We start from the raw sequence: 22,573 nt of genomic DNA on the forward strand, positions 1-22,573 counted from the left end.
TTAATCTAGATGTCGACTCAATATCTAAATTCTAACTTGAAAGTATTCTCTTTAAACTCTAATAAGGAACTTGCAGAGCAAATTGCAAATCACATTGGAGTAAGACTAGGGAAATGTTCTGTTGACCGTTTTAGTGATGGAGAAGTTCAAATTAACATTGAAGAAAGTATTCGTGGTTGCGATGTATTCATTATTCAATCTACAAGCTTTCCGGTAAACGAACACATCATGGAATTACTTATTATGATTGATGCGTTAAAACGTGCATCTGCAAAAACAATTAACATTGTTATTCCTTATTATGGTTATGCACGTCAAGATCGTAAAGCGCGCTCTCGTGAGCCAATTACATCGAAACTTGTAGCAAACTTGCTTGAAACAGCAGGTGCAACTCGTGTAATCACTCTAGATTTACATGCTCCACAAATTCAAGGGTTCTTTGATATTCCAATAGACCACTTAATGGGTGTACCGATTCTTTCTGATTATTTCGAGACGAAAGGTCTTAAGGATATCGTAATTGTATCTCCTGACCATGGTGGTGTAACGCGTGCAAGAAAAATGGCAGATCGCTTAAAAGCGCCGATTGCTATTATTGATAAACGCCGTCCACGTCCGAACGTATCGGAAGTTATGAATATCATCGGTAACATTGAAGGAAAAACAGCAATTTTAATTGATGACATCATTGATACAGCTGGTACAATTACATTAGCAGCAAACGCTCTTGTTGAGAACGGTGCTTCTGAAGTATATGCTTGCTGTACACACCCAGTTTTATCTGGTCCAGCAATTGAACGCATTCAAAATTCAAATATTAAAGAGTTAGTTGTAACAAACTCTATCGTATTACCAGAAGAGAAGAAAATTGATAAAGTGCATGAACTTTCTGTTGCTCCATTAATCGGAGAAGCAATCATTCGTGTTTACGAAGAAGAATCTGTGAGCGTATTATTTAATTAATTGGATAGAATGAGACGTAACCAACTTTGGTTACGTCTTTTCGTATCGTAAAAAGAAAGTAGTGGTACAAGAATGAAATTAATAGTAGGACTTGGGAACCCAGGTAGAGAATATGAATTAACAAGGCATAATATTGGATTTATGGCAATTGACGAGCTTGCAAAGCGATGGAGTATCTCTTTAAATGAACAAAAGTTCAAAGGTTTATTTGGTGCAGGATTTGTTAATGGGGAGAAAGTGATTTTATTAAAACCACTTACGTATATGAATTTATCTGGGGAAAGTATTCGTCCTCTTATGGATTACTATAAAATTGATGTGGAAGATTTTGTTGTGATGTACGATGATCTAGATATTCCGGTAGGAAAATTACGTCTTCGTATGAAAGGTAGTGCGGGTGGCCATAATGGTGTGAAATCGACAATTGCACATTTAGGAACTCAAGAATTCCAGCGCATTCGTATGGGGATTGATCGCCCGAAAAACGGCATGAAAGTAGTGGATTATGTACTAGGTCGTTTTACGGCAGAAGAGCTGCCTGAAGTGGAACAATCGATTGGAAAAGCTGCTGATGCATGTGAAGAATGGTTAAAGAAACCATTTCTCCAAATTATGAATACTTTTAACAATTAATGTTTTGAACAGGAATATTTTTTTATGTTTATATCCATACTAGTAGTAATTGTACGACTAGGAGGATTCTATGGACGGACATTATTACTGCAGACACTGTGGATGTAACGTAGGTTCCATTGCTGCGGAAAAAGTATACAGTCAAGTTTTATTTCAACTAACAGAGCAAGAGCGGTTAGAAATGATTCATTTTCACGAAAATGGAAATATATATATAAAAACAATTTGTGAATCGTGCCAAGAAACGCTCTCATCTTATCCTGAATATTATGAGTATGAACTATTTCTGCAATAAAATGTTATTGCTTTGGCATGCCCAAAGCATTTTTCTGTTTTCCTTTTCCAAAATATTTGCATAAAAATATATTAACTTGCTCTTTATGTTGAGAGGAGTTTTGAAAATGATAGGTTTACTAGAGCAATTTTATAAAAATAAAGAAATACAATCCATTATGGATGGGCTAGAAGAAGGTTTGAGAGAGCAGCTGGTATCTGGTATGGCAACTTCTTCGCGCTCTTTATTAATGGCTGCTTTATATAAAAAGACAAAGCGGTCGCAGCTTGTTGTGACACACAATTTATATCAAGCGCAAAAAGTATATGAGGATTTAGTATCACTGCTTGGAGAGCAAGACGTATGGCTATATCCAGTTAATGAATTAATTGCATCAGAAATTGGGGTCGCAAGTCCAGAATTAAAGGCGCAGCGTATTGAAGTATTAAATCGTTTAGCGATGGGTGAGAGTGGGATTATTGTTGTTCCTGTTGCTGGATTACGCCGATTTTTACCTATAAAAGAACTATGGAAGCAAAAACAAATTGAAATCCGTCTAGGGCAAGAGATTGATTTAGAGGCGTTGCTTCATACGTTACATCATATTGGTTATGAGCGTAAATCGATGGTAGAGGCTCCAGGAGAGTTTAGCCTCCGTGGTGGCATATTAGATATTTATCCGTTAACCGAGGAGTTGCCGCTTCGCATAGAATTTTTTGATACGGAAGTAGATTCTATTCGTTCGTTCGATGTAGAAGAACAACGCTCTCAAGATAAGAAGGAAAGCATACGGTTCGGTCCTGCAACGGAGTTTCTGTTTTCAAAAGGTGAGTTAGAACTTGGAGTGGAGCGTCTTGAAGAAGGGTTAATGAAGACGATGCAGAAGCTTTCAGATGACAAAATAAAAACAGCGGTACTTGAAACGGTTAGTCATGAAATAGAGGTACTGAAAAACGGACAGATCATCGAGCAGATGTTTAAATATTTATCTATTTTCTACAAGGAACCTGCTAGTCTAATAGATTATTTACCCGAAAATGGTGTCGTAATTTTAGATGAAGTTTCACGTATTCAAGAAACGGCATCTCATCTTGAGACGGAAGAGGCAGAATGGTATACGTCACTTCTTGGTGAAGGTACAATTATTCAGGATTTGGTGTTCTCTCATCAATTCGAAGAGTTTATGCATCATAAGAAAAGAAGCTTTGTGTATTTAACATTATTTTTACGCCATATTGCGCACACACATCCGCAGAATCTTGTGAATGTAACATGTAAAACAATGCAAGATTTTCATGGGCAAATGCAGCTATTAAAAACTGAAATTGCTAGATGGACCGAGGGGAATTTTACAACGGTTGTACTAGGAACAGATGAAGAACGCGCAAAAAAGTTGCAATATATTTTAAGTGATTATGATATTGAAGCAGATATTATAAAATCTACAGATGTATTACTTCCTGGTCGTCTTCAAATTGCTGTAGGTGATTTACATGCAGGATTTGAAATGCCGATGCAAAAATTTGTTGTCATCACAGAGAAGGAACTTTTTCATAAAAAGGTAAAAAAATCACAGCGTAAACAAAAGCTATCGAATGCAGAGCGTATTAAAAGCTATTCAGAGCTAAAAGTTGGCGACTACGTCGTTCATGTGAATCATGGTATTGGTAAGTTTTTAGGGATTGAAACGTTAGAGATTAACGGTGTTCATAAAGATTACTTGAATATTAAATATCAAGGTAATGATAAATTATATGTACCGATTGAACAAATAGATCAAGTACAGAAATATGTAGGGTCAGAAGGGAAAGACCCGAAAGTTTATAAATTAGGCGGGAATGATTGGAAGAAAGTAAAGACAAAAGTAGAAAAATCTGTACAAGATATCGCGGATGATTTAATTAAATTATATGCAGAGCGCGAGGCGTCTAAAGGGTATGCATATACACCGGATACTTCTGAACAGCAAGAATTCGAATCATCATTCCCATATCAAGAGACAGAAGATCAATTGCGTTCTATTGAAGAAATTAAGAAAGATATGGAACGCGGACGTCCGATGGACCGACTTCTTTGTGGTGATGTTGGATACGGTAAAACAGAAGTGGCGATTCGTGCGGCGTTTAAAGCAATTATGGACGAAAAGCAAGTGGCGATTCTAGTACCGACAACGATTCTTGCTCAGCAGCACTATGAAACGATTCGAGAGCGTTTTCAAGATTATCCAATTAATATTGGCTTGTTAAGCCGCTTCCGCACAAGAAAGCAACAAAATGAGACAATCAAAGGCTTAAAAGATGGGACAGTTGATATCGTTATTGGAACACATCGTATTTTATCCAAAGATGTAACTTATAAAGATTTAGGATTACTCATTATTGATGAAGAACAACGTTTTGGTGTTACACATAAAGAAAAGATTAAACAATTGAAATCGAATGTTGATGTCTTGACGTTAACAGCAACACCAATTCCGCGTACGCTTCATATGTCTATGCTTGGTGTACGTGATTTATCTGTTATTGAAACACCTCCAGAAAATCGTTTCCCGGTACAAACGTATGTGGTTGAGTATAATCCAGGATTGATTCGAGAAGCGATAGAAAGGGAACTTGCAAGGGGTGGCCAAATCTACTTCTTATATAATCGTGTGGAGGATATTGAAAGAAAAGCAGATGAAATTTCTATGCTAGTCCCTGATGCGCGTGTGACGTATGCGCATGGAAAAATGAATGAGGGCGAGTTAGAGTCTGTGATGCTATCATTTTTAGATGGGCAGCATGATGTGCTTGTAAGTACAACTATTATTGAAACGGGTGTTGATATTCCAAATGTAAATACATTGATTGTATTCGATGCAGACCGTATGGGATTATCGCAGTTGTATCAACTTCGTGGGCGTGTTGGGCGTTCAAATCGTGTGGCTTATGCATACTTTGCATATAAGCGTGATAAAGTGTTGTCAGAGGTCGCTGAGAGACGCTTACAAGCGATTAAAGAATTTACGGAACTCGGATCTGGCTTTAAGATTGCGATGCGTGATTTATCGATTCGTGGTGCTGGTAACTTATTAGGTGCAGAGCAGCATGGATTTATTGATTCTGTTGGATTTGATTTATATTCTCAAATGTTAAAAGATGCAATTGAACAGCGCAGAGGAACACAAGGAGCTGAAAGTACAATTGACGTCGAAATTGACTTAGAGGTCGATGCATATTTACCGGATGCTTATATTTCTGATAGTAAGCAAAAAATTATGATGTACAAACAATTTAGAGGCATTTCCGCTATTGAAGATATTGAGGAATTACAAGAGGAAATGATTGATCGCTTTGGAGATTATCCGCAGGAAGTTGGATATTTATTACAAATTGCAAGTATTAAAGTATTAGCAATGAAAGAGCAAATTGAGCTTATTAAACAGACGAAACTTGAAGTCACGTTCTTATTTTCCGAGCAAGCAAGCCAAAATATTGATGGCGGAAAGCTATTTATGCTTGGAAATAGCTTTGGTCGCATGATTGGGCTCGGCATGGAAGGCTCTCGTCTGAAAGTTGTGATGAAAATTAATGGATTAGAAACGTCAAAATGGCTAACAATTGCTGAAAATTTATTAAAAGGCCTGTCTGATGTGAAAAAAGAAGTGATAAATGCTTAAATCAGGATAAAAAATGTAATTCGGCGTGCATAGAAGAACTAATGTGTAAAATACTATGTTTAACAGTTGGTGATTTTTACATGAACAGGTAAATTCACCACTTTCATCATCAGTAGAAAGTGAGGCAGCATTAGAATGAAAGCAACTGGAATCGTACGTCGAATTGATGATTTAGGTAGGGTTGTTATCCCGAAAGAAATCCGCAGGACTCTGCGCATTCGGGAAGGAGACCCATTAGAAATTTTTGTTGATCGCGATGGAGAAGTAATTTTGAAAAAATATTCTCCAATTAGCGAGTTGGGTAATTTTGCAAAAGAATATGCAGAGGCCTTATATGATAGCTTAGGACATAATATACTGATTTGTGATAGGGATTCTATTATCGCTGTATCAGGAGTATCAAAGAAAGAGTATTTAAATAAAAGTGTTGGCGATTTAGTTGAAAAGGCAATGGAAGACCGAAAATCTGTTGTTATGACAGATGAAAGCGAAATTTCTATTGTTGATGGGGTAACAGAAAAGGTTACCTCTTATACAATCGGCCCAATTGTTGCAAATGGAGACCCGATTGGAGCTGTTGTCATTTTTTCGAAAGAAGCAATTATAAGTGAAGTAGAGCATAAAGCGGTAAATACCGCCGCAAGCTTTTTAGCGAAACAGATGGAGCAGTAAAGCGAAACTTCCGCCAGTGGGAATTTTTCCTGCTGATGGTTAGCTGAGCCAATCGGGGTCATAGAGGCAGTTATCCCCTGTGGAATACTGAAATATACCGCCTGTAAGACCGGGTTAAAGCGAAACTTCCGTCAGTGGTAATTTTTTCCGCTGATGGTTTTGCTTTATCCCGCATTAACGGGCAGTAATACCCCCACCTCAAGATTCAGAGAGAAACAAAGAAGATAGGTGGGGATAAACGACCCGTAAAAGCCCGATTGGTTCAACTAATTCTCAGTGGGGGATGAAGAAACCCCCCACTGAGAAAAGTTTCACTTTATAAAACGTATCAAATATTGTTCGGAAAGTGGAACCATATTTGATTGTAAGGTAGCGCCCTGCTACCTTTTTTATATTGTATAAATCTAAATGGAAGTCTGCTTTTTTCTTTATGATATAATACGAGGGATGAGAATAGGAAAAAGGAGTTTTCTCGTATGGAAGCGAAGAAGTATCAAGCTTTTTGGCGCGGAGCTATCATATTAACAATTGCGAGTTTTGTCACGAAAGTATTAAGCGCCTTTTACCGTATTCCATATCAAAATATAGCGGGAGATGTCGGGTTTTATATTTATCAACAAATTTACCCGTTTTATGGATTTTGTTTAGTTCTAGCTACTTATGGTTTTCCGATTATTATTTCTAAGATGGTTGCGGAGCGTTTGGAGAAAGGAAAACAAAAAGAGGCAGAAGAGATTATTTTTGTTTCCTTTTGGTTTCTATTAGGTATCGGTTGTATTGGCTTTTTTACATTGTTCTTTGGTGCCCATACGATCGCCTCAGTCATAGGTGATGCGAATTTAGATAAGTTATTGCGGGTTATCTCGTTTTCCTTCTTGTTGATGCCTTTTTTATCTGTTGCACGAGGGTATTTTCAAGGTTTTAACAATATGATGCCGACAGCTGTATCACAAGTGATCGAGCAAACAATCCGTGTGTCAATTATTGTATTTTTATCGATGCTTCTTATGGCACATGGATTTGATTTATATACGGTTGGAGCAGGTGCAATGTTAGGATCCATCGCGGGAGGAGTCGTTGGTGTAGGCGTACTTTTATTTTACATGCGTCATCATGTCCGTTCGATTTTCCTAAAAGGATGGAAAAACATACGAAACAAGAAAAAGATAATTCGAATTCTTTTTTGGCAAGGAATGGCTATCTGTGTCAGTAACCTAGTGTTAATTTTTATACAAATGGCAGATTCGGTTTCATTTTATACCTTGCTTGTTCATGCAGGAGAACCAATGGAAATTGCGAAGGTATTAAAAGGTGTGTATGACAGAAGTATTCCTCTTATGCAGCTTGGAACTGTTGTGACAACTTCATTTTCACTCTCTCTTATTCCTCTAATTACAGCAGCGAAAGAGAGAGGGGATTACCTTTTTATTCGTGAAAAGGTAAAGCTAGCGATGAAAATTACATTTGTGATTGGATTAGGTGCAGCATTAGGGTTAGCGTGCATTATTAGGCCGACAAACATTATGCTGTTTGAAAATAGTGAAGGCTCTGGTGTATTGGCTATTTTAGCGATTTCGATTTTATTTAGTTCGTTATCAATTACGACAGCTTCCATCTTGCAGGGGTTAGGTCAAACGGCAAAACCAGCCCTCTTTGTTGTATTTGGAAGTTGTTTGAAATTATTGTTAAACCATCTGTTAATGCCGCACTTTGGTGTAACTGGATCGGCGATTGCAACTGTCATTGCCCTCATGAGCATTGCTTTGTTAAATAGCGCATTGCTTATTCGCATTGTTGAAGAGCCTCTCGTCCATAAACAAAATATCATTGGTGTAACAATCGGTGGGTTAGGTATGGTTGTTATATTAATGTTATTTATGCATATGTATGAAGGGTTTGGACCAGTCAGTGATGAAGGTCATAGAGGGTTAGCTGTGATTGAAGCTATGACAGGTGTAGCAGTTGGTGGATTGGTATATGTATTTTTGATTATGAAATTACGTGTTTTTACAACGGAAGAATTAGGAACGGTTATGAAGCAAGATAAAGTACAAGCTTCATTAAAGAAGAGTGGATAGAGGTGACTGATTGTGAGTGGAGTAATTACCATTTTAGGATTAGGAGCTGGTGAATTAGATCAGCTGACAATGGGTGTGTACCGGAAAATAAGAGAAGCAGATCATATGTATGTGCGAACGAAAGAACACCCTGTTATCGAAGAATTAGAAAAAGAGGGTATAAAGTATACCGCTTTTGATGATATATATGAAGCGCATGATACGTTTGAGGTTGTATATGAAACAATTGCAAATACGTTGATGAGCAAAGCGCAAGGGGCGGATATTATATATGCCGTGCCAGGTCATCCACTTGTTGCAGAACGAACAGTTCAATTGCTTTTACAAAAAGGAAAAACTGAGCAAATTGAGGTTCGTATCGAAGGTGGACAAAGCTTTTTAGACCCAATGTTTGCTAGTTTGAAAATTGATCCAATTGAAGGGTTTCAGCTAATTGACGCTACGTCATTTGAACGAGGACAATTAGAATTACGTCAACATTTAATCTTCTGCCAAGTATATGATGCGTTTATTGCATCTGAAGTGAAACTAACATTAATGGAAATGTTACCCGATGAATACGAAGTATATATTGTAACGGCTGCAGGAACATCGTTTGAACAAGTGAAAAAAGTACCGCTTTATTTGTTGGATCATGAAACAGAGCTGAATAACTTAACGAGCGTGTACGTGCCACCTGTTGCAGAGCGTGATGCGTTATATCAACAGTTTGATGTACTGCGAGAAATTATTGCTGAGCTTCGTGGGCCTAGTGGTTGTCCATGGGATAAAAAACAAACACATCAGTCATTAAAGAAGTATTTAATTGAAGAAGCGTATGAAGTATTAGAAGCAATTGATGAAGAGGATGATGATCACCTTGTTGAAGAACTTGGTGATGTACTGCTGCAAGTCATGCTTCATGCTCAAATTGGTGAGGATGAAGGGTGGTTCTCTATTGATGATATCATTCGTACGTTATCTGAAAAAATGGTGCGTCGCCATCCACATGTGTTTGGAAACATAGACGTTGATAATGCAGAAGAAGTTGTTTCAAACTGGGAAGAAATTAAAAAACAAGAAAAAGGGCATGTAAGAGAGTCGGTTTTAGCGGGAATTCCAAAAAGTTTACCGCAGCTGATGCGCGCATATGAAATTCAGAAAAAAGCAGGGAAAGTTGGCTTTGATTGGGATGATGTGCAGCCGATGATGGACAAAGCTTGGGAAGAGTGGCAGGAATTCCAACAAGAAGTTGTAAAGATGGATGAAGAAAAAATGTTAGGTGAATTTGGAGATTTATTATTCGCCTTTGTTAATATTGCCCGTCATTATAAATTGGATCCAGAAGAAGCCCTTCATACAACAAATGAGAAATTCATGCGTCGTTTTTTATACATGGAGGCAAAAGTGGCTGACATGAACAAGGAGATGCAGGAGTTAACGTTAGAGCAATTGGACATCCTGTGGGAAGAAGCGAAGCGGACCGAGAAGGAATAAGGGGGAAATGAGATGCGTTTAGATAAATTTTTAAAAGTATCACGTTTAATTAAAAGAAGAACATTGGCAAAAGAAGTTGCTGATCAAGGGAGAATTGCAATTAATGGAGTAGCGGCGAAGGCAAGCTCTGTTGTAAAGGTAGATGATGAATTGACGATTCGTTTTGGACAAAAAGTAGTAACTGTAAAGATCAATGAATTAAAAGAAACAACTAAAAAAGAAGATGCAGCTAATATGTACACTGTTGTTCGCGAAGAGAAAGTGAAAGCAGAAGAAGGCTTGTTCTAAACACTTCTTTCCTCTCATACATTGATACTAGACAGTATAAAGCTATGGGGGGATGGACGTGAATAAAGGTTACTCAGTTTCGTCTTCTAATCAACAAAACGTTTCCGTAGAGCATGATATCACTATGAGAGGAAGACGTGTAATTGATATTACTGGGGTGAAGCAAGTAGAGAGTTTTGATAGTGAAGAATTTTTATTAGAAACCGTAATGGGATTTTTAACAATTCGCGGTCAAAACTTACAAATGAAAAACCTGGATGTTGAAAAAGGCATTGTGTCCATTAAAGGTAAAATTCATGAGTTAATGTATATTGATGACCAACAAGGGGAGAAAGCTAAAGGGTTCTTTAGCAAGTTGTTTAAATGAGTTTGACAGTTCAACTGTATACAATGCTTTCTATGATCGGCATGGGTGCTTGGATCGGAGCTGCGTTAGATACATACCAACGCTTTTTAAAACGGACAGAGCGTAAGCGTTGGCTTGTATTTATACATGATATACTATTTTGGATTGTCCAAGCACTATTTGTTTTTTATGTATTGTTGCTCGTGAATGAAGCAGAATTACGAATATATGTTTTTGTAGCATTACTTTGTGGTTTTGCTGCATATCAAAGCTTATTGAAATCATTGTACATGCGAATATTGAACCTTATCATTCATGTTTTTTTACGGATGATACAATTTTTTATTCAAATTGTACAGCTACTCATGATAAAACCTGTTATTATTATGACACAGCTCATTATTGCATTTATATTATTTTTATTTCGTGTACTACTTTCAATTGGGAATGTATTGTGGAAGTTTTTAATTGGGATATTACTTTTCATATGGAAAGTTTTTTTCTGGCCTGTTCGATTTCTTACTTTGCTTATATGGAAACTTCTCCCTAACCGTGTTAAACTTTTTATAAAGAGACATGAAGGGTTTCTGCAACATACAAAGAAATTGGAGAAGTATATCTCTCTAGTTTGGAAACGTATAAAAAAGAAGTTAGGGGGACCTCGGAAATGAGGGAACTGAAAGAAAGATCGATCGGAGAACAGAATCCAAATCCTGTTAAAGAACATACAATACAAACGAACGAAAACAGGAGGCGCTTGTATCGTCGTTTAGCAGTCTTTCTTGTCTTTGCCTTTACAATTGTTTTGAGTATTGGTGTGATATTTTATCAGCAAAATAGCTCCATTAAAGCAAAAGAGGCTAAGGTCAAAGAAATGAAAAAAGAAATGAATACATTAACGACGAAAGAGAAAAAGCTAAAAGATGACGTTCGGAAATTGAATGACGAAGAGCATGTTTTAAAGATTGCTAGAAGGGATTATTTCTTCTCCGGAAAAGGGGAGATAATTTTTCCTGTTTCTAAGTAGAGCACGTCTTATTGACACTATATTTTAGGATTATATATAATAAAGTAAAATTTGACTTTTTAACCACTAAGGAGGAGCATTTTTTTTATGTCAATCGAGGTAGGCAGCAAGTTACAAGGTAAAGTAACAGGTATTACAAATTTTGGGGCTTTTGTAGAGCTGCCAGAAGGCTTAACGGGTCTTGTTCATATTAGTGAAGTCGCTGATAACTACGTGAAAGATATTAATGATCACTTAAAAGTAGGCGACCAAGTAGAAGTGAAAGTTATCAACGTTGAGAAAGATGGCAAAATTGGTTTATCTATTAAAAAAGCCAAAGAACGTGAAAGAACAGAGGGAGATCGTCCACGCAGTGAACATCAACGTGGTGGTGATCGTGATCAGCAACGTTCTGGGCGTCCGCAGCGTAATCGCTCTTTTAGCAGGGATAACCGTGGTGGTGGCCGTGATAACACAAATCAAAAAGAAACATTTGAGCAAAAGATGGCGCGCTTCTTAAAAGATAGTGAAGATCGTTTGACTTCTTTAAAGCGTAATACAGAATCTAAACGTGGTGGCCGTGGCGCTCGTCGCGGATAAAACTTACCGTTTATTTAAAGTATAGAGAAGCACCCCCGAGTGGTCACTCGGGGGTGCTTTTTTTATGTGAATATAAGTATTTTAAAAAAGAATGAAAAATTTTTTTGAAATATGTTGACTTCATATAAGGTTTGAGATATGATACTAATTGTCCGTTAAATAAAACGACATGGCGGTGTAGCTCAGCTGGCTAGAGCGTACGGTTCATACCCGTGAGGTCGGGGGTTCGATCCCCTCCGCCGCTATATATTTTAACGGCCCGTTGGTCAAGTGGTTAAGACACCGCCCTTTCACGGCGGTAACACGGGTTCGAATCCCGTACGGGTCATCTAAAAAAGATCATGCACATGTGCATGATCTTTTTTTATTAAATTAATTGTAAAGATATACAATTATTCTACAAAAACGCTCTTTATTTTCTGAATTTTCTATCTAATAATACTTTTTGTTCTTAACAACTTGTATATATATAGGGTTATTTTGAATAAAAAGTCGAACGATTATGATGATGATAACTGTTGTTTTGACAAAAATTCCGATAACTTTCTTTTATAATTGCAGTAATTAAACTATGCAGGTGGTGTTGAAAATATGCCGAGAGCAGGAAGGAATACTGTGAATACAAGTACATTGGCTATGGATGATGGACAGATAAGAACGATAAAGTGGACAAGCAAATTGAAAGTGAAGTTAGAGCAAGTTTTCTTTAGATGGGGATTTGTTATTGCGGTAATTGGTTTTCTTTTAGGACGAGCATATATTTTAACGAATATTTTACCGTTTGCGCTACCGTTTTTTGCTGCTGTTTATGTGATGAAACGAGATAAGATGCCCCTTGCTTTTCTCGCTCTTATGGGAGGTGCACTTTCCGTTTCGCTGGATAATTTACTTTTTGCTTTTGCATCTATATTTACTTTCTTTATTTATAATATCTTCTTTAGTCGATTTACGCGTAAAATGGTGGGACTTGTACCGTTTCAAGTATTTATCTCCGCGTTAACCGCGCATCTCGCTGTTGTTTACTTCGCGCAGCAAACAGTTAGTATGTATGATTTACTAGTCAGTACCATTGAGGCAGGTCTTAGTTTTGTCCTGACGATGATTTTCTTGCAGAGTGTACCGTTATTAACAGAAAGAAAGGGAAAACAGCAATCATTAGAAACGGAAGAAATTGTTTGTTTAATTATATTGCTCGCATCTGTATTAACGGGTACGACAGATTGGTTTATTTACGATACTTCAGTTCAACACATTTTCACTAGGTATTTAGTATTATTATTTGCTTTTGTTGCAGGGGCAGCTACAGGCTCAACGGTAGGAGTTGTCACAGGATTGATATTGAGTTTGGCGAATGTGGCAAGTTTGTCTCAATTAAGTTTATTGGCCTTTTCGGGATTGCTTGGTGGGCTATTAAAAGAAGGAAAACGTATTGGGGTCAGTTTAGGATTATTAATTGGGACAAGTTTGATCACATTATATGTTGATAAGCAGGCAAACATTGTAACAACCTTACTAGAATCTGGGGTAGCAATTGTCCTCTTTTTATTAACACCAAAGATAATTATTGACCGACTTGCTAAATTTATGCCTGGAACACAAGAACATTCCAATGATCAACAGCAGTATTTACGAAGAATGCGAGATGTAACAGCTAATAAAATAAATCAGTTTGCAAACGTGTTTGCAGCATTGTCTAATAGTTTTTCAGTATACGGGTATGTGGAAGAAGATAATAAAGAAACAGAAACAGATTTGTTTTTGAGTACGATTACTGCGAAGACATGTCAAACGTGTTTCAAAAAGGATCAATGCTGGGTGGTGAACTTTGATAAAACATATGACTATATGAGGGAGATTATGAATGAATCGGAGGAAGGGGCGCTTCAGCACAATCGTAAGTTAGTTCGTGAATGGGATAAATACTGCGTAAGAGGAAAGAAAGTAACAGACTTAGTAGAAGGTGAATTAGGACATTTTTATGAGGGACAAAAATTACGTAAACAAATGAAAGAGAATCGTAGAATTGTTGCAGAGCAACTACTAGGTGTTTCAAAAGTAATGGAGGATTTCGCAAAAGAAATCCAACGAGAAAGGGAAAATCATCAAGTACAAGAAGAAAAAATATTACAAGCGTTTCGCGATTTTGGTGTAGAGGTTGAACATGTTGATATCTATTGTTTAGATAGAGGGAATATCGATATTGAGATGATGATTCCATCAGCATCCAATCAACATGGAGAATGCGACAAACTAGTTGCTCCGATGCTTTCAGATATTTTAAAGGAAAATATTATTGTAAAACACGAGGAGCCGTCTGCTTATCCAAATGGTCATAGTATGATATCGTTTGGGTCTGCAAAAACGTTTTCTCTTGATACAGGGCTTGCTACAGCGGCAAAAGGAGGTGGATTTGTCTCAGGTGATTCATACGCCATGATGGAATTAAGTGTTGGAAAATATGCCCTTGCGATTAGTGATGGGATGGGAAATGGCCAACGTGCGCATATGGAAAGTAAGGAAACGGTAAAGTTGTTGCAAAAAATATTGCAATCGGGTATTGATGAGGAAATTGCCATTAAATCCATCAATTCCATTCTTTCTTTGCGAACCACTGAAGAAATGTTTACGACGCTTGACTTAGCCATGGTCGACTTACGTGATGCGAGTGCTAAGTTTCTAAAAATTGGTTCCACTCCAAGTTTTGTGAAACGTGGGAATAGCGTCTTTAAAATAGAGGCAGGTAACTTGCCGATGGGCATCATTGAGGATGTTGAGGTAGATGTTGTGGGAGAACAATTAAAAACAGAGGATATTCTAGTTATGATGAGTGATGGTATTTTTGAAGGGGCACAGCATGTGGAAAATCATGAAGTATGGATGAAACGCAAAATTAAGGAATTGCAAACAGATGATCCACAAGAAATCGCTGATATTATTATGGAAGATGTCATTCGTTCTAGTGATGGATATATTAATGATGATATGACAATTGTTGTTGCGAAGGTGAAGAAGAATATGCCTAAGTGGGCTACAATTCCAATTGTGGGTAAACAAGCACAGTAAAAAGTTTGCTCATTTCTGTCATGAGGTCTAGGGTGATACCTGGACCTTTTTCTATGGGAAGAAATAGTTTCATTCCTTGTGTGAAGATAAGAAGTGACATGTAAGATAAAAATGTGAATTTTGCACATCTTTGTTTTGCACAAAGTTTATAAAAGTTGTACCATTATAAGCAAGGTAAGGTATGCTATCGTTTTTGTTTAATGAAAGGTGATTGCGACGTTGAAAGATACATTTGTTGAAAAAGTAAATGATTTTGCAAAGCGGCATGATGTATTGAAAGAACATTCTACAATTGTCGTAGGGGTTTCTGGAGGTCCTGATTCTTTAGCTCTTTTATATTATTTGTTAGAGAAAAGGGAAGAGAAAGCATTACAAATTGTAGTCGCACATGTTGATCACATGTTTAGAGGAGAAGAATCTTATCAAGATTTACAATTTGTGAAGGGACTTTGCCAGAGTATGGGAGTCATTTGTGAAACAATAAGAATAGATGTTTCGCAATATCAACAGCAATATAGAATGAACGCACAAGTTGCTGCTAGAGAATGCCGATATGCATTTTTGGAAAGAATAATGAAGAAATATAATGCACTGTATGTAGCTCTTGGACATCATGGAGATGATCAAGTCGAGACGATTTTAATGCGTCTCGTACGAGGGAGTACTCCAAAGGGATATGCCGGAATTGCTGTGAAACGTCCTTTCCATGGCGGGTATTTAATCAGACCGCTATTAGCGGTAACGAAAGAAGAAATTACTGATTACTGTAATAGAAAAGGAATTACACCACGCATTGATCCAAGTAATGCAAAGGAAACATATACAAGGAATCGATTGCGTAAGCATGTTCTACCTTATTTAAAACAGGAAAATCCACATGTGCATGAGCGATTTCAAAATTTTAGTACGCTTATGCAAGAGGATGAGGCATATTTGCAGGAATTAGCTTTTGAAAAGATGAATAAAGTAATTACAAAAAAAAGTGACAAAAATATTGTCTTATCAATTCCTGCCTTTGAATCCATGTCTATGCCTTTACAAAGAAGAGGGATTCAACTAATATTAAACTATCTTTATGAATATGAGATTCCGTCTTCGCTTTCTTCTATACATATTGACAACGTTATTGCATTTTTTAAACGGACACATCCTTCAGGTTCACTCGATTTTCCTAATGGATTAGAAATTGTTCGTACATATGAAGAGTGTAGCTTCCGATTTAAAAAAGAAACTGTTCTACCTTTGTTGCAGGCTTTGCCAATACCTGGAAAGATTACGTTAGTAAACGGGGATGAGTTTGTAACTGAAGTGAGTAAGGAGTTACCAAGTAACATGAATGAAACGGTATTTGTTGCTAAATATAATGATGTATCATATCCGCTTCTTATTCGCTCAAGGGAAAATGGAGATCGCATGTCAATACAAGGTATGAGTGGCACAAAAAAGATAAAAGCTATTTTTATCGAAGCCAAAGTACCGAAAGAAAAAAGGGAAGAGTGGCCGATTGTTTGTGATGCAAGCGGGAATGTTATTTGGGTTCCATTGTTGAAACGATCTGCATTTGCTATTTCGCAAGGAACAGTAAATAAGGATAAATATATTATTATTCACTACAAAAGCAAGAAGTCTTCCGGGAGGATAATGAAATGATGAATCAAGATATCGAAAAAGTATTAATTTCCGAAGAGCAAATACAAGGAAAAGTGCATGAACTAGGTGCAATTATTGCAGAGGATTACAAAAACACAGTACCTCTTGCGATCGGTGTACTAAAAGGTGCAATGCCATTTATGGCAGATTTATTGAAACGAACAGATACATATCTTGAAATGGATTTTATGGCTGTTTCTAGCTACGGTCATTCTACAGTTTCAACAGGTGAAGTGAAAATTTTAAAAGACCTTGATACTTCTGTAGAAGGTCGCGATATTTTAATCGTTGAAGATATTATTGATAGTGGTCTTACACTAAGCTATTTAGTAGACTTATTCAAATATCGCAAGGCGAAATCTGTAAAGATTGTTACATTATTGGATAAGCCGACTGGTCGAAAAGTTGATCTTAAAGCAGACTATGTTGGATTCACTGTTCCACATGAATTTGTTGTAGGATATGGCTTAGACTACAAGGAGCAATATCGTAACCTTCCTTATGTCGGAGTATTAAAACCAAGCGTTTACTCAAATTAATTAAATACAGGCGTTGCAATTGTATAGGAAAATTTTTCTATGTTAAGATTTACTATAGTGTTTATGCCGTGAGAGGAGGTTAGGGATGAATCGTATCTTCCGTAATACCATCTTTTATTTACTGATATTTTTAGTAGTGATTGGTATCGTGAGCTATTTTAATGGTTCAACGCAAAAAATAACATCAGTTAGCTACGATAAATTCATTACTAAACTTGAAAAAGGTGAAGTGCGCAATGTGCAACTTCAACCCAAAAATGGTGTATTTGAGGTAAAAGGACAATTTGACAAGGACAGTCAAGATTCGCAATTCGTCACTTATGCACCAAATACTGAAGAATTACAAAAGAAAATTAATGACAAAGCACAAGGTGCTGAAGTGAAGTATCAACCAGCAGAAGAAACAAGTGCTTGGGTAACGTTCTTTACATCTATCATTCCGTTTGTCATTATCTTCATTTTATTCTTCTTCTTACTGAACCAAGCGCAGGGCGGCGGTAGTCGTGTTATGAACTTCGGGAAAAGTAAGGCGAAGTTATACAATGATGAAAAGAAAAAAGTACGCTTCAGAGATGTAGCTGGAGCAGATGAAGAAAAACAAGAACTTGTTGAGGTAGTAGAGTTCTTAAAAGACCCTCGTAAGTTTGCAGAGGTCGGTGCCCGTATTCCGAAGGGTGTCCTATTAGTTGGACCTCCAGGTACAGGTAAAACATTACTTGCACGTGCCGTTGCAGGTGAGGCTGGCGTTCCGTTCTTCTCTATTAGTGGTTCTGACTTCGTAGAGATGTTCGTTGGTGTCGGTGCTTCTCGTGTACGTGATTTATTCGAAAATGCAAAGAAAAATGCACCTTGTATCATTTTCATTGATGAAATTGATGCGGTAGGTCGTCAACGTGGCGCTGGTCTTGGCGGTGGTCATGATGAGCGTGAACAAACATTAAACCAACTTCTTGTTGAAATGGATGGATTCGGCGCAAACGAAGGTATTATCATCATCGCTGCAACAAACCGTCCAGATATCCTTGACCCAGCGTTATTACGTCCAGGACGATTTGACCGTCAAATTACAGTTGACCGTCCAGATGTAAACGGACGTGAAGCAGTACTGAAAGTACATGCTCGCAATAAACCGCTTGATGAGGATATCAACTTACGAGCAATTGCAACTCGTACACCAGGATTCTCTGGTGCGGATCTTGAAAACTTATTAAACGAAGCTGCTTTAGTGGCGGCACGTCAAGATAAGAAGAAAATTGACATGTCTGATGTTGATGAAGCAACAGACCGTGTTATTGCAGGTCCTGCTAAGAAAAGTCGTGTTATTTCTGAAAAAGAACGTAATATTGTGGCATTCCATGAAGCGGGTCACACTGTAATTGGTGTCGTGCTTGATGAAGCAGATATCGTTCATAAAGTAACAATTGTTCCTCGTGGTCAAGCTGGTGGATATGCAGTAATGCTTCCAAAAGAAGATCGTTACTTCATGACGAAACCGGAATTATTGGATAAAATCACTGGTTTACTTGGTGGACGAGTGGCTGAAGAAATTGTATTTGGTGAAGTGAGTACAGGAGCTCATAATGACTTCCAACGTGCGACTGGCATTGCCAGACGTATGGTAACGGAATTTGGTATGAGTGATAAACTTGGACCAATGCAATTTGGTAGCTCACAAGGTGGTCAAGTGTTCTTAGGAAGAGACTTCCATTCAGAACAAAACTATAGTGATGCAATTGCACATGACATTGATGTGGAAATGCAAACAATTATGAAAGATTGTTATGCTCGTGCAAAACAAATTCTTACTGAAAAACGTGATAAGCTTGATATTATCGCAAAAACGTTACTTGAAGTGGAAACGTTAGATGCAGAGCAAATTAATCATTTATATGATCATGGAACTTTACCAGAGCGTAAAAAGTCTTCAGAAGATGATGTGAAAGTCAACATCACAACGAAAAAAGAAGATGAAGAAGAAACGAAGGAGTGACAATAGTCACTCCTTTTTCTCGTTATATGAAAGCTTGTATGAACTATGTGCATGTAATGAAGGAAATAGGGACCTCTTTAAATAAATATAAAATTTATTGATGTTAAAAATTGAAAAGATGACTGATCTTTTTGTAAAATGGTGAGGATAGAAAAACTGATTATATGGGTATGTATGATATGATGTCATTATAAGTTTTGTACATATTGCGTAAATATAGATTAAATAAGATAAGTGGTGAGAATATGATTTTCGTATTGGATGTAGGGAATACAAATGCTGTGCTCGGTGTATTTGAAAATGGTAAGCTTCGCCAACATTGGCGTATGGAGACGGATCGTCATAAAACAGAAGATGAATATGGTATGTTAGTGAAACAATTGCTTGAACATGAAGGACTTTCATTTCATGATGTGCAAGGAATTATTGTTTCTTCTGTTGTGCCGCCGATTATGTTTGCATTAGAGCGTATGTGTGAAAAATATTTCAAAATTAAACCTCTTGTAGTCGGACCGGGCATTAAAACGGGATTAAATATTAAGTATGAAAATCCACGTGAAGTTGGAGCGGACCGTATTGTAAATGCTGTAGCAGGTATTCAATTATACGGAAGTCCTCTTATTATTGTCGACTTTGGAACGGCAACTACATATTGTTATATTAACGAGAATAAGCATTATATGGGTGGTGTTATTACACCAGGTATTATGATTTCAGCAGAAGCGTTATACAGCCGGGCAGCGAAACTTCCTCGTATTGAGATTACAAAACCAAGTAGTGTTGTTGGAAAAAACACGGTAAGTGCCATGCAATCAGGTATTTTATATGGGTATGTTGGACAAGTAGAAGGTATTGTTAAGCGAATGAAAGAAGAAGCTAAACAAGAACCGACTGTTATTGCAACTGGTGGATTAGCAAAATTAATTGCAGAGGAATCTAATGTAATTGATATTGTAGATCCGTTTTTAACATTAAAAGGTTTGTACATGTTATATGAACGTAATGCAAACTTACAACATGAGAAGGGTGAATAAATAAATATGAAAGATTATTTAGTAAAGGCGTTAGCGTTTGATGGAGAAGTCCGTGCGTATAGTGTGCGTACAACAAATACAGTAAGCGAGGCACAGAGACGTCATGATACGTGGAGAACTGCTTCTGCAGCGCTTGGGCGTTCATTGACAGCTGGTGCAATTATGGGAGCCATGCTAAAAGGAGATCAGAAGCTGACAATTAAAGTGGAAGGCAACGGTCCGATTGGCCCGATCTTAGTAGATGCTCACGCTAACGGGGATGTACGTGGATATGTAACGAATCCGCATGTTGATTTTGAGGCAACGGAGCAAGGGAAGTTACGTGTGTATGAAGCGGTAGGAACAGAAGGATTCTTAACGGTAATTAAAGATATCGGTATGCGTGAACCATTTATCGGGCAATCTCCAATCGTTTCAGGTGAATTAGGAGAGGACTTCACGTATTATTTCGCTGTTTCTGAACAAACGCCTTCTTCTGTTGGTGTTGGTATTCTTGTAAATGGTGATGACAGTATATTAGCTGCTGGTGGATTTATCTTGCAAATTATGCCTGGGGCACAAGAAGAGACAATTTCATTTATTGAAGGACGTTTGCAACAAATTCCACCTGTTTCAAAATTAATTGAGCAAGGTCTTTCACCAGAAGAATTATTATATGAAGTGTTGGGGAAAGAACAAGTGAAGGTTCTAGAAACGATGGATGTTCAATTTAATTGCACATGTTCTCGTGAGCGTATTGAAACGGTATTAATTAGCTTAGGTAAAGAAGAATTAGAACAAGTTCGTGAAGAAGAGGATGAGACAGAAGTACATTGTCATTTCTGTAATGAACGATATAAATTTTCCGAAGAAGATATTACAAACATAATCGAAAGTTTGTAAAGAGGAACGGTTGTTAATCTATTTTTAATCATCGCAATAGATTGACAAATAAAAAATTTTCTGACAAAATTGAATTGTATATAAAACCAATAAAAATACTCGGTGTTAGGAGTGACAGGAATGCGAGTGGCACAATCAGTTTCAGAATTAATCGGGAAAACGCCGATCGTCAAGTTGAACCGCATCGTAGAACAAGACAGCGCAGAAATTTATCTAAAATTAGAATTTATGAATCCAGGGAGTAGTGTGAAAGATCGTATCGCATTATCTATGATCGAAGCTGCTGAACAAAAAGGATTATTAAAAGAGGGCGATACGATCATTGAGCCGACAAGCGGTAACACAGGAATCGGTTTAGCGATGGTAGCGGCTGCTAAAGGATATAAAGCGATTTTAGTAATGCCAGAAACGATGAGTATTGAACGTCGTAATTTATTACGTGCTTATGGAGCTGAGTTAGTATTGACTCCAGGTCCAGAAGGAATGGGCGGTGCAATTCATAAAGCGACTGAATTAGCGAAAGAGCATGGTTATTTCATACCACAACAATTCCAAAATGAAGCAAACCCAGAAATTCATCGTTTGACAACAGGTCCAGAAATTATTGAACAAATAGGTGACCAATTAGATGCATTTATTGCTGGTATTGGTACTGGTGGAACAATTACAGGTGCTGGTGAAGTATTAAAAGAAAAATATAAAGACATTAAAATTTATGCAGTAGAACCTGCGGATTCTCCGGTATTATCAGGTGGGAAACCAGGTCCACATAAAATTCAAGGTATCGGAGCTGGATTTATTCCTGAAACATTGGATGTAGAAGTATATGATGAAATTATTCAAGTGAAGACAGAACAGGCATTTGAATATGCAAGAAGAGTAGCGCGTGAAGAGGGGATCTTAGTTGGTATTTCTTCAGGAGCTGTCATTTATGCCGCGACAGAGGTTGCGAAAAAGCTTGGTAAAGGGAAAAAGATAGTTGTTATTATCCCAAGTAATGGGGAACGTTATTTAAGTACCCCACTTTATCAATTTGAATCATAAAGTGAAACTTTGATCAGTGGGGGTTTTCTTCATCCTCCACTGATCATTAGCCCTCACCAATCGGGCTTTTACGGGCAGTTTATCCCTCACTTAAGTTCTTTACTTCTTGCAGAACTTTGAGGTGGGGGGATTACTGCCCGCGAATAGCGGGATAATCCTATGATTAGAAAAAAAGCATTCCTGAAAAAGGAATGCTTTTTCTTTTTTCGTTTGAAAATAGGAAAAGAGTGAATGACTAGAAAACTTCATGTAAAATAAACAGTAGTAGTAAAGTTAAATCATTTTTGGTGCTTTAGCGGGCAGTTATTTCACACCGATCCTCTTTGATTTCTAGAAAATTTGAGTTGGTAAGGTTATGCAGTCTGATAGGGCAAGAT

General features: G+C 37.4%; 19 protein-coding genes and 2 tRNA genes. All 21 read left to right on the top strand.

The window, feature by feature from the left end:
* Window positions 1–9: 9 nt before the first annotated feature.
* Complete coding sequence (locus QRE67_RS00285) at window positions 10–963, top strand: ribose-phosphate diphosphokinase (protein ID WP_286123051.1); 954 nt, start codon at window positions 10–12, stop codon at window positions 961–963.
* A 72-nt stretch (window positions 964–1,035) separates the two neighbouring features.
* Window positions 1,036–1,596 carry an aminoacyl-tRNA hydrolase gene (gene pth / locus QRE67_RS00290; protein ID WP_286123052.1) on the top strand — a complete coding sequence of 187 codons (561 nt, stop codon included), beginning with the start codon at window positions 1,036–1,038 and terminating at the stop codon, window positions 1,594–1,596.
* A gap of 70 nt (window positions 1,597–1,666) precedes the next feature.
* A complete protein-coding gene (locus tag QRE67_RS00295) occupies window positions 1,667–1,891 on the top strand; it encodes an anti-sigma-F factor Fin family protein (RefSeq protein WP_286123053.1) in 225 nt (74 codons plus the stop codon).
* A 106-nt stretch (window positions 1,892–1,997) separates the two neighbouring features.
* The gene (gene mfd, locus QRE67_RS00300) at window positions 1,998–5,528 is read left to right on the top strand and encodes a transcription-repair coupling factor (protein WP_286123054.1); all 3,531 of its coding nucleotides are present in this window, start codon (window positions 1,998–2,000) and stop codon (window positions 5,526–5,528) included.
* Window positions 5,529–5,663: 135 nt separating this feature from the next.
* The gene (gene spoVT, locus QRE67_RS00305; protein ID WP_286123055.1) at window positions 5,664–6,200 is read left to right on the top strand and encodes a stage V sporulation protein T; all 537 of its coding nucleotides are present in this window, start codon (window positions 5,664–5,666) and stop codon (window positions 6,198–6,200) included.
* Window positions 6,201–6,676: 476 nt separating this feature from the next.
* Window positions 6,677–8,278, top strand: coding sequence for a putative polysaccharide biosynthesis protein (locus QRE67_RS00310; protein ID WP_286123056.1), 1,602 nt, complete (start codon window positions 6,677–6,679; stop codon window positions 8,276–8,278).
* A 12-nt stretch (window positions 8,279–8,290) separates the two neighbouring features.
* A complete protein-coding gene (gene yabN / locus QRE67_RS00315; RefSeq protein ID WP_286123057.1) occupies window positions 8,291–9,754 on the top strand; it encodes a bifunctional methyltransferase/pyrophosphohydrolase YabN in 1,464 nt (487 codons plus the stop codon).
* Window positions 9,755–9,766: 12 nt separating this feature from the next.
* Entirely contained in the window at window positions 9,767–10,042 is a 276-nt protein-coding gene (locus QRE67_RS00320; protein ID WP_286123058.1) for an RNA-binding S4 domain-containing protein, read from the top strand.
* 58 nt (window positions 10,043–10,100) lie between these two features.
* A complete protein-coding gene (gene yabP, locus QRE67_RS00325; RefSeq protein ID WP_286123059.1) occupies window positions 10,101–10,409 on the top strand; it encodes a sporulation protein YabP in 309 nt (102 codons plus the stop codon).
* Complete coding sequence (yabQ, locus tag QRE67_RS00330) at window positions 10,406–11,059, top strand: spore cortex biosynthesis protein YabQ (RefSeq protein ID WP_286123060.1); 654 nt, start codon at window positions 10,406–10,408, stop codon at window positions 11,057–11,059. The genes yabP and yabQ overlap by 4 nt, the downstream gene beginning before the upstream one ends.
* Window positions 11,056–11,415: a cell division protein DivIC gene (divIC, locus tag QRE67_RS00335; RefSeq protein WP_286123061.1), complete on the top strand. Its 360-nt coding sequence runs from the start codon at window positions 11,056–11,058 to the stop codon at window positions 11,413–11,415. The genes yabQ and divIC overlap by 4 nt, the downstream gene beginning before the upstream one ends.
* Window positions 11,416–11,502: 87 nt before the next feature.
* Complete coding sequence (locus QRE67_RS00340) at window positions 11,503–11,994, top strand: S1 domain-containing RNA-binding protein (RefSeq protein ID WP_286123062.1); 492 nt, start codon at window positions 11,503–11,505, stop codon at window positions 11,992–11,994.
* 171 nt (window positions 11,995–12,165) lie between these two features.
* Window positions 12,166–12,239: transfer RNA gene (locus QRE67_RS00345), tRNA-Met, on the top strand.
* An 11-nt stretch (window positions 12,240–12,250) separates the two neighbouring features.
* Window positions 12,251–12,322 (top strand) — tRNA-Glu (locus QRE67_RS00350).
* A 263-nt stretch (window positions 12,323–12,585) separates the two neighbouring features.
* Window positions 12,586–15,057 carry a stage II sporulation protein E gene (spoIIE, locus tag QRE67_RS00355; RefSeq protein ID WP_286123063.1) on the top strand — a complete coding sequence of 824 codons (2,472 nt, stop codon included), beginning with the start codon at window positions 12,586–12,588 and terminating at the stop codon, window positions 15,055–15,057.
* 219 nt (window positions 15,058–15,276) lie between these two features.
* Window positions 15,277–16,707 (top strand): tRNA lysidine(34) synthetase TilS, encoded by a 1,431-nt coding sequence (tilS, locus tag QRE67_RS00360; protein WP_286123064.1) that lies wholly within the window; start codon window positions 15,277–15,279, stop codon window positions 16,705–16,707.
* Window positions 16,704–17,246 (top strand): hypoxanthine phosphoribosyltransferase, encoded by a 543-nt coding sequence (gene hpt, locus QRE67_RS00365; protein WP_286123065.1) that lies wholly within the window; start codon window positions 16,704–16,706, stop codon window positions 17,244–17,246. The genes tilS and hpt overlap by 4 nt, the downstream gene beginning before the upstream one ends.
* A gap of 85 nt (window positions 17,247–17,331) precedes the next feature.
* Entirely contained in the window at window positions 17,332–19,236 is a 1,905-nt protein-coding gene (gene ftsH / locus QRE67_RS00370; RefSeq protein WP_286123066.1) for an ATP-dependent zinc metalloprotease FtsH, read from the top strand.
* 245 nt (window positions 19,237–19,481) lie between these two features.
* Window positions 19,482–20,270, top strand: coding sequence for a type III pantothenate kinase (locus tag QRE67_RS00375; protein WP_286123067.1), 789 nt, complete (start codon window positions 19,482–19,484; stop codon window positions 20,268–20,270).
* Window positions 20,271–20,276: 6 nt separating this feature from the next.
* The gene (gene hslO, locus QRE67_RS00380; RefSeq protein ID WP_286123068.1) at window positions 20,277–21,152 is read left to right on the top strand and encodes an Hsp33 family molecular chaperone HslO; all 876 of its coding nucleotides are present in this window, start codon (window positions 20,277–20,279) and stop codon (window positions 21,150–21,152) included.
* Window positions 21,153–21,272: 120 nt separating this feature from the next.
* Window positions 21,273–22,196 carry a cysteine synthase A gene (gene cysK / locus QRE67_RS00385; RefSeq protein WP_286123069.1) on the top strand — a complete coding sequence of 308 codons (924 nt, stop codon included), beginning with the start codon at window positions 21,273–21,275 and terminating at the stop codon, window positions 22,194–22,196.
* Window positions 22,197–22,573 lie beyond the last annotated feature (377 nt).

This window comes from Bacillus sp. DX3.1, from assembly GCF_030292155.1.
Taxonomy (GTDB): domain Bacteria; phylum Bacillota; class Bacilli; order Bacillales; family Bacillaceae_G; genus Bacillus_A.

Bases quoted from the DNA above. Each gene is read 5' to 3' on its own strand.
- spoIIE (WP_286123063.1), top strand. From the start codon at position 12,586: ATGCCGAGAGCAGGAAGGAATACTGTGAATACAAGTACATTGGCTATG.
- QRE67_RS00375 (WP_286123067.1), top strand. From the start codon at position 19,482: ATGATTTTCGTATTGGATGTAGGGAATACAAATGCTGTGCTCGGTGTA.
- QRE67_RS00295 (WP_286123053.1), top strand. From the start codon at position 1,667: ATGGACGGACATTATTACTGCAGACACTGTGGATGTAACGTAGGTTCC.
- ftsH (WP_286123066.1), top strand. From the start codon at position 17,332: ATGAATCGTATCTTCCGTAATACCATCTTTTATTTACTGATATTTTTA.
- hslO (WP_286123068.1), top strand. From the start codon at position 20,277: ATGAAAGATTATTTAGTAAAGGCGTTAGCGTTTGATGGAGAAGTCCGT.
- yabQ (WP_286123060.1), top strand. From the start codon at position 10,406: ATGAGTTTGACAGTTCAACTGTATACAATGCTTTCTATGATCGGCATG.
- QRE67_RS00340 (WP_286123062.1), top strand. From the start codon at position 11,503: ATGTCAATCGAGGTAGGCAGCAAGTTACAAGGTAAAGTAACAGGTATT.
- spoVT (WP_286123055.1), top strand. From the start codon at position 5,664: ATGAAAGCAACTGGAATCGTACGTCGAATTGATGATTTAGGTAGGGTT.
- cysK (WP_286123069.1), top strand. From the start codon at position 21,273: ATGCGAGTGGCACAATCAGTTTCAGAATTAATCGGGAAAACGCCGATC.
- QRE67_RS00310 (WP_286123056.1), top strand. From the start codon at position 6,677: ATGGAAGCGAAGAAGTATCAAGCTTTTTGGCGCGGAGCTATCATATTA.
- QRE67_RS00320 (WP_286123058.1), top strand. From the start codon at position 9,767: ATGCGTTTAGATAAATTTTTAAAAGTATCACGTTTAATTAAAAGAAGA.
- QRE67_RS00285 (WP_286123051.1), top strand. From the start codon at position 10: ATGTCGACTCAATATCTAAATTCTAACTTGAAAGTATTCTCTTTAAAC.
- mfd (WP_286123054.1), top strand. From the start codon at position 1,998: ATGATAGGTTTACTAGAGCAATTTTATAAAAATAAAGAAATACAATCC.
- pth (WP_286123052.1), top strand. From the start codon at position 1,036: ATGAAATTAATAGTAGGACTTGGGAACCCAGGTAGAGAATATGAATTA.
- hpt (WP_286123065.1), top strand. From the start codon at position 16,704: ATGATGAATCAAGATATCGAAAAAGTATTAATTTCCGAAGAGCAAATA.
- divIC (WP_286123061.1), top strand. From the start codon at position 11,056: ATGAGGGAACTGAAAGAAAGATCGATCGGAGAACAGAATCCAAATCCT.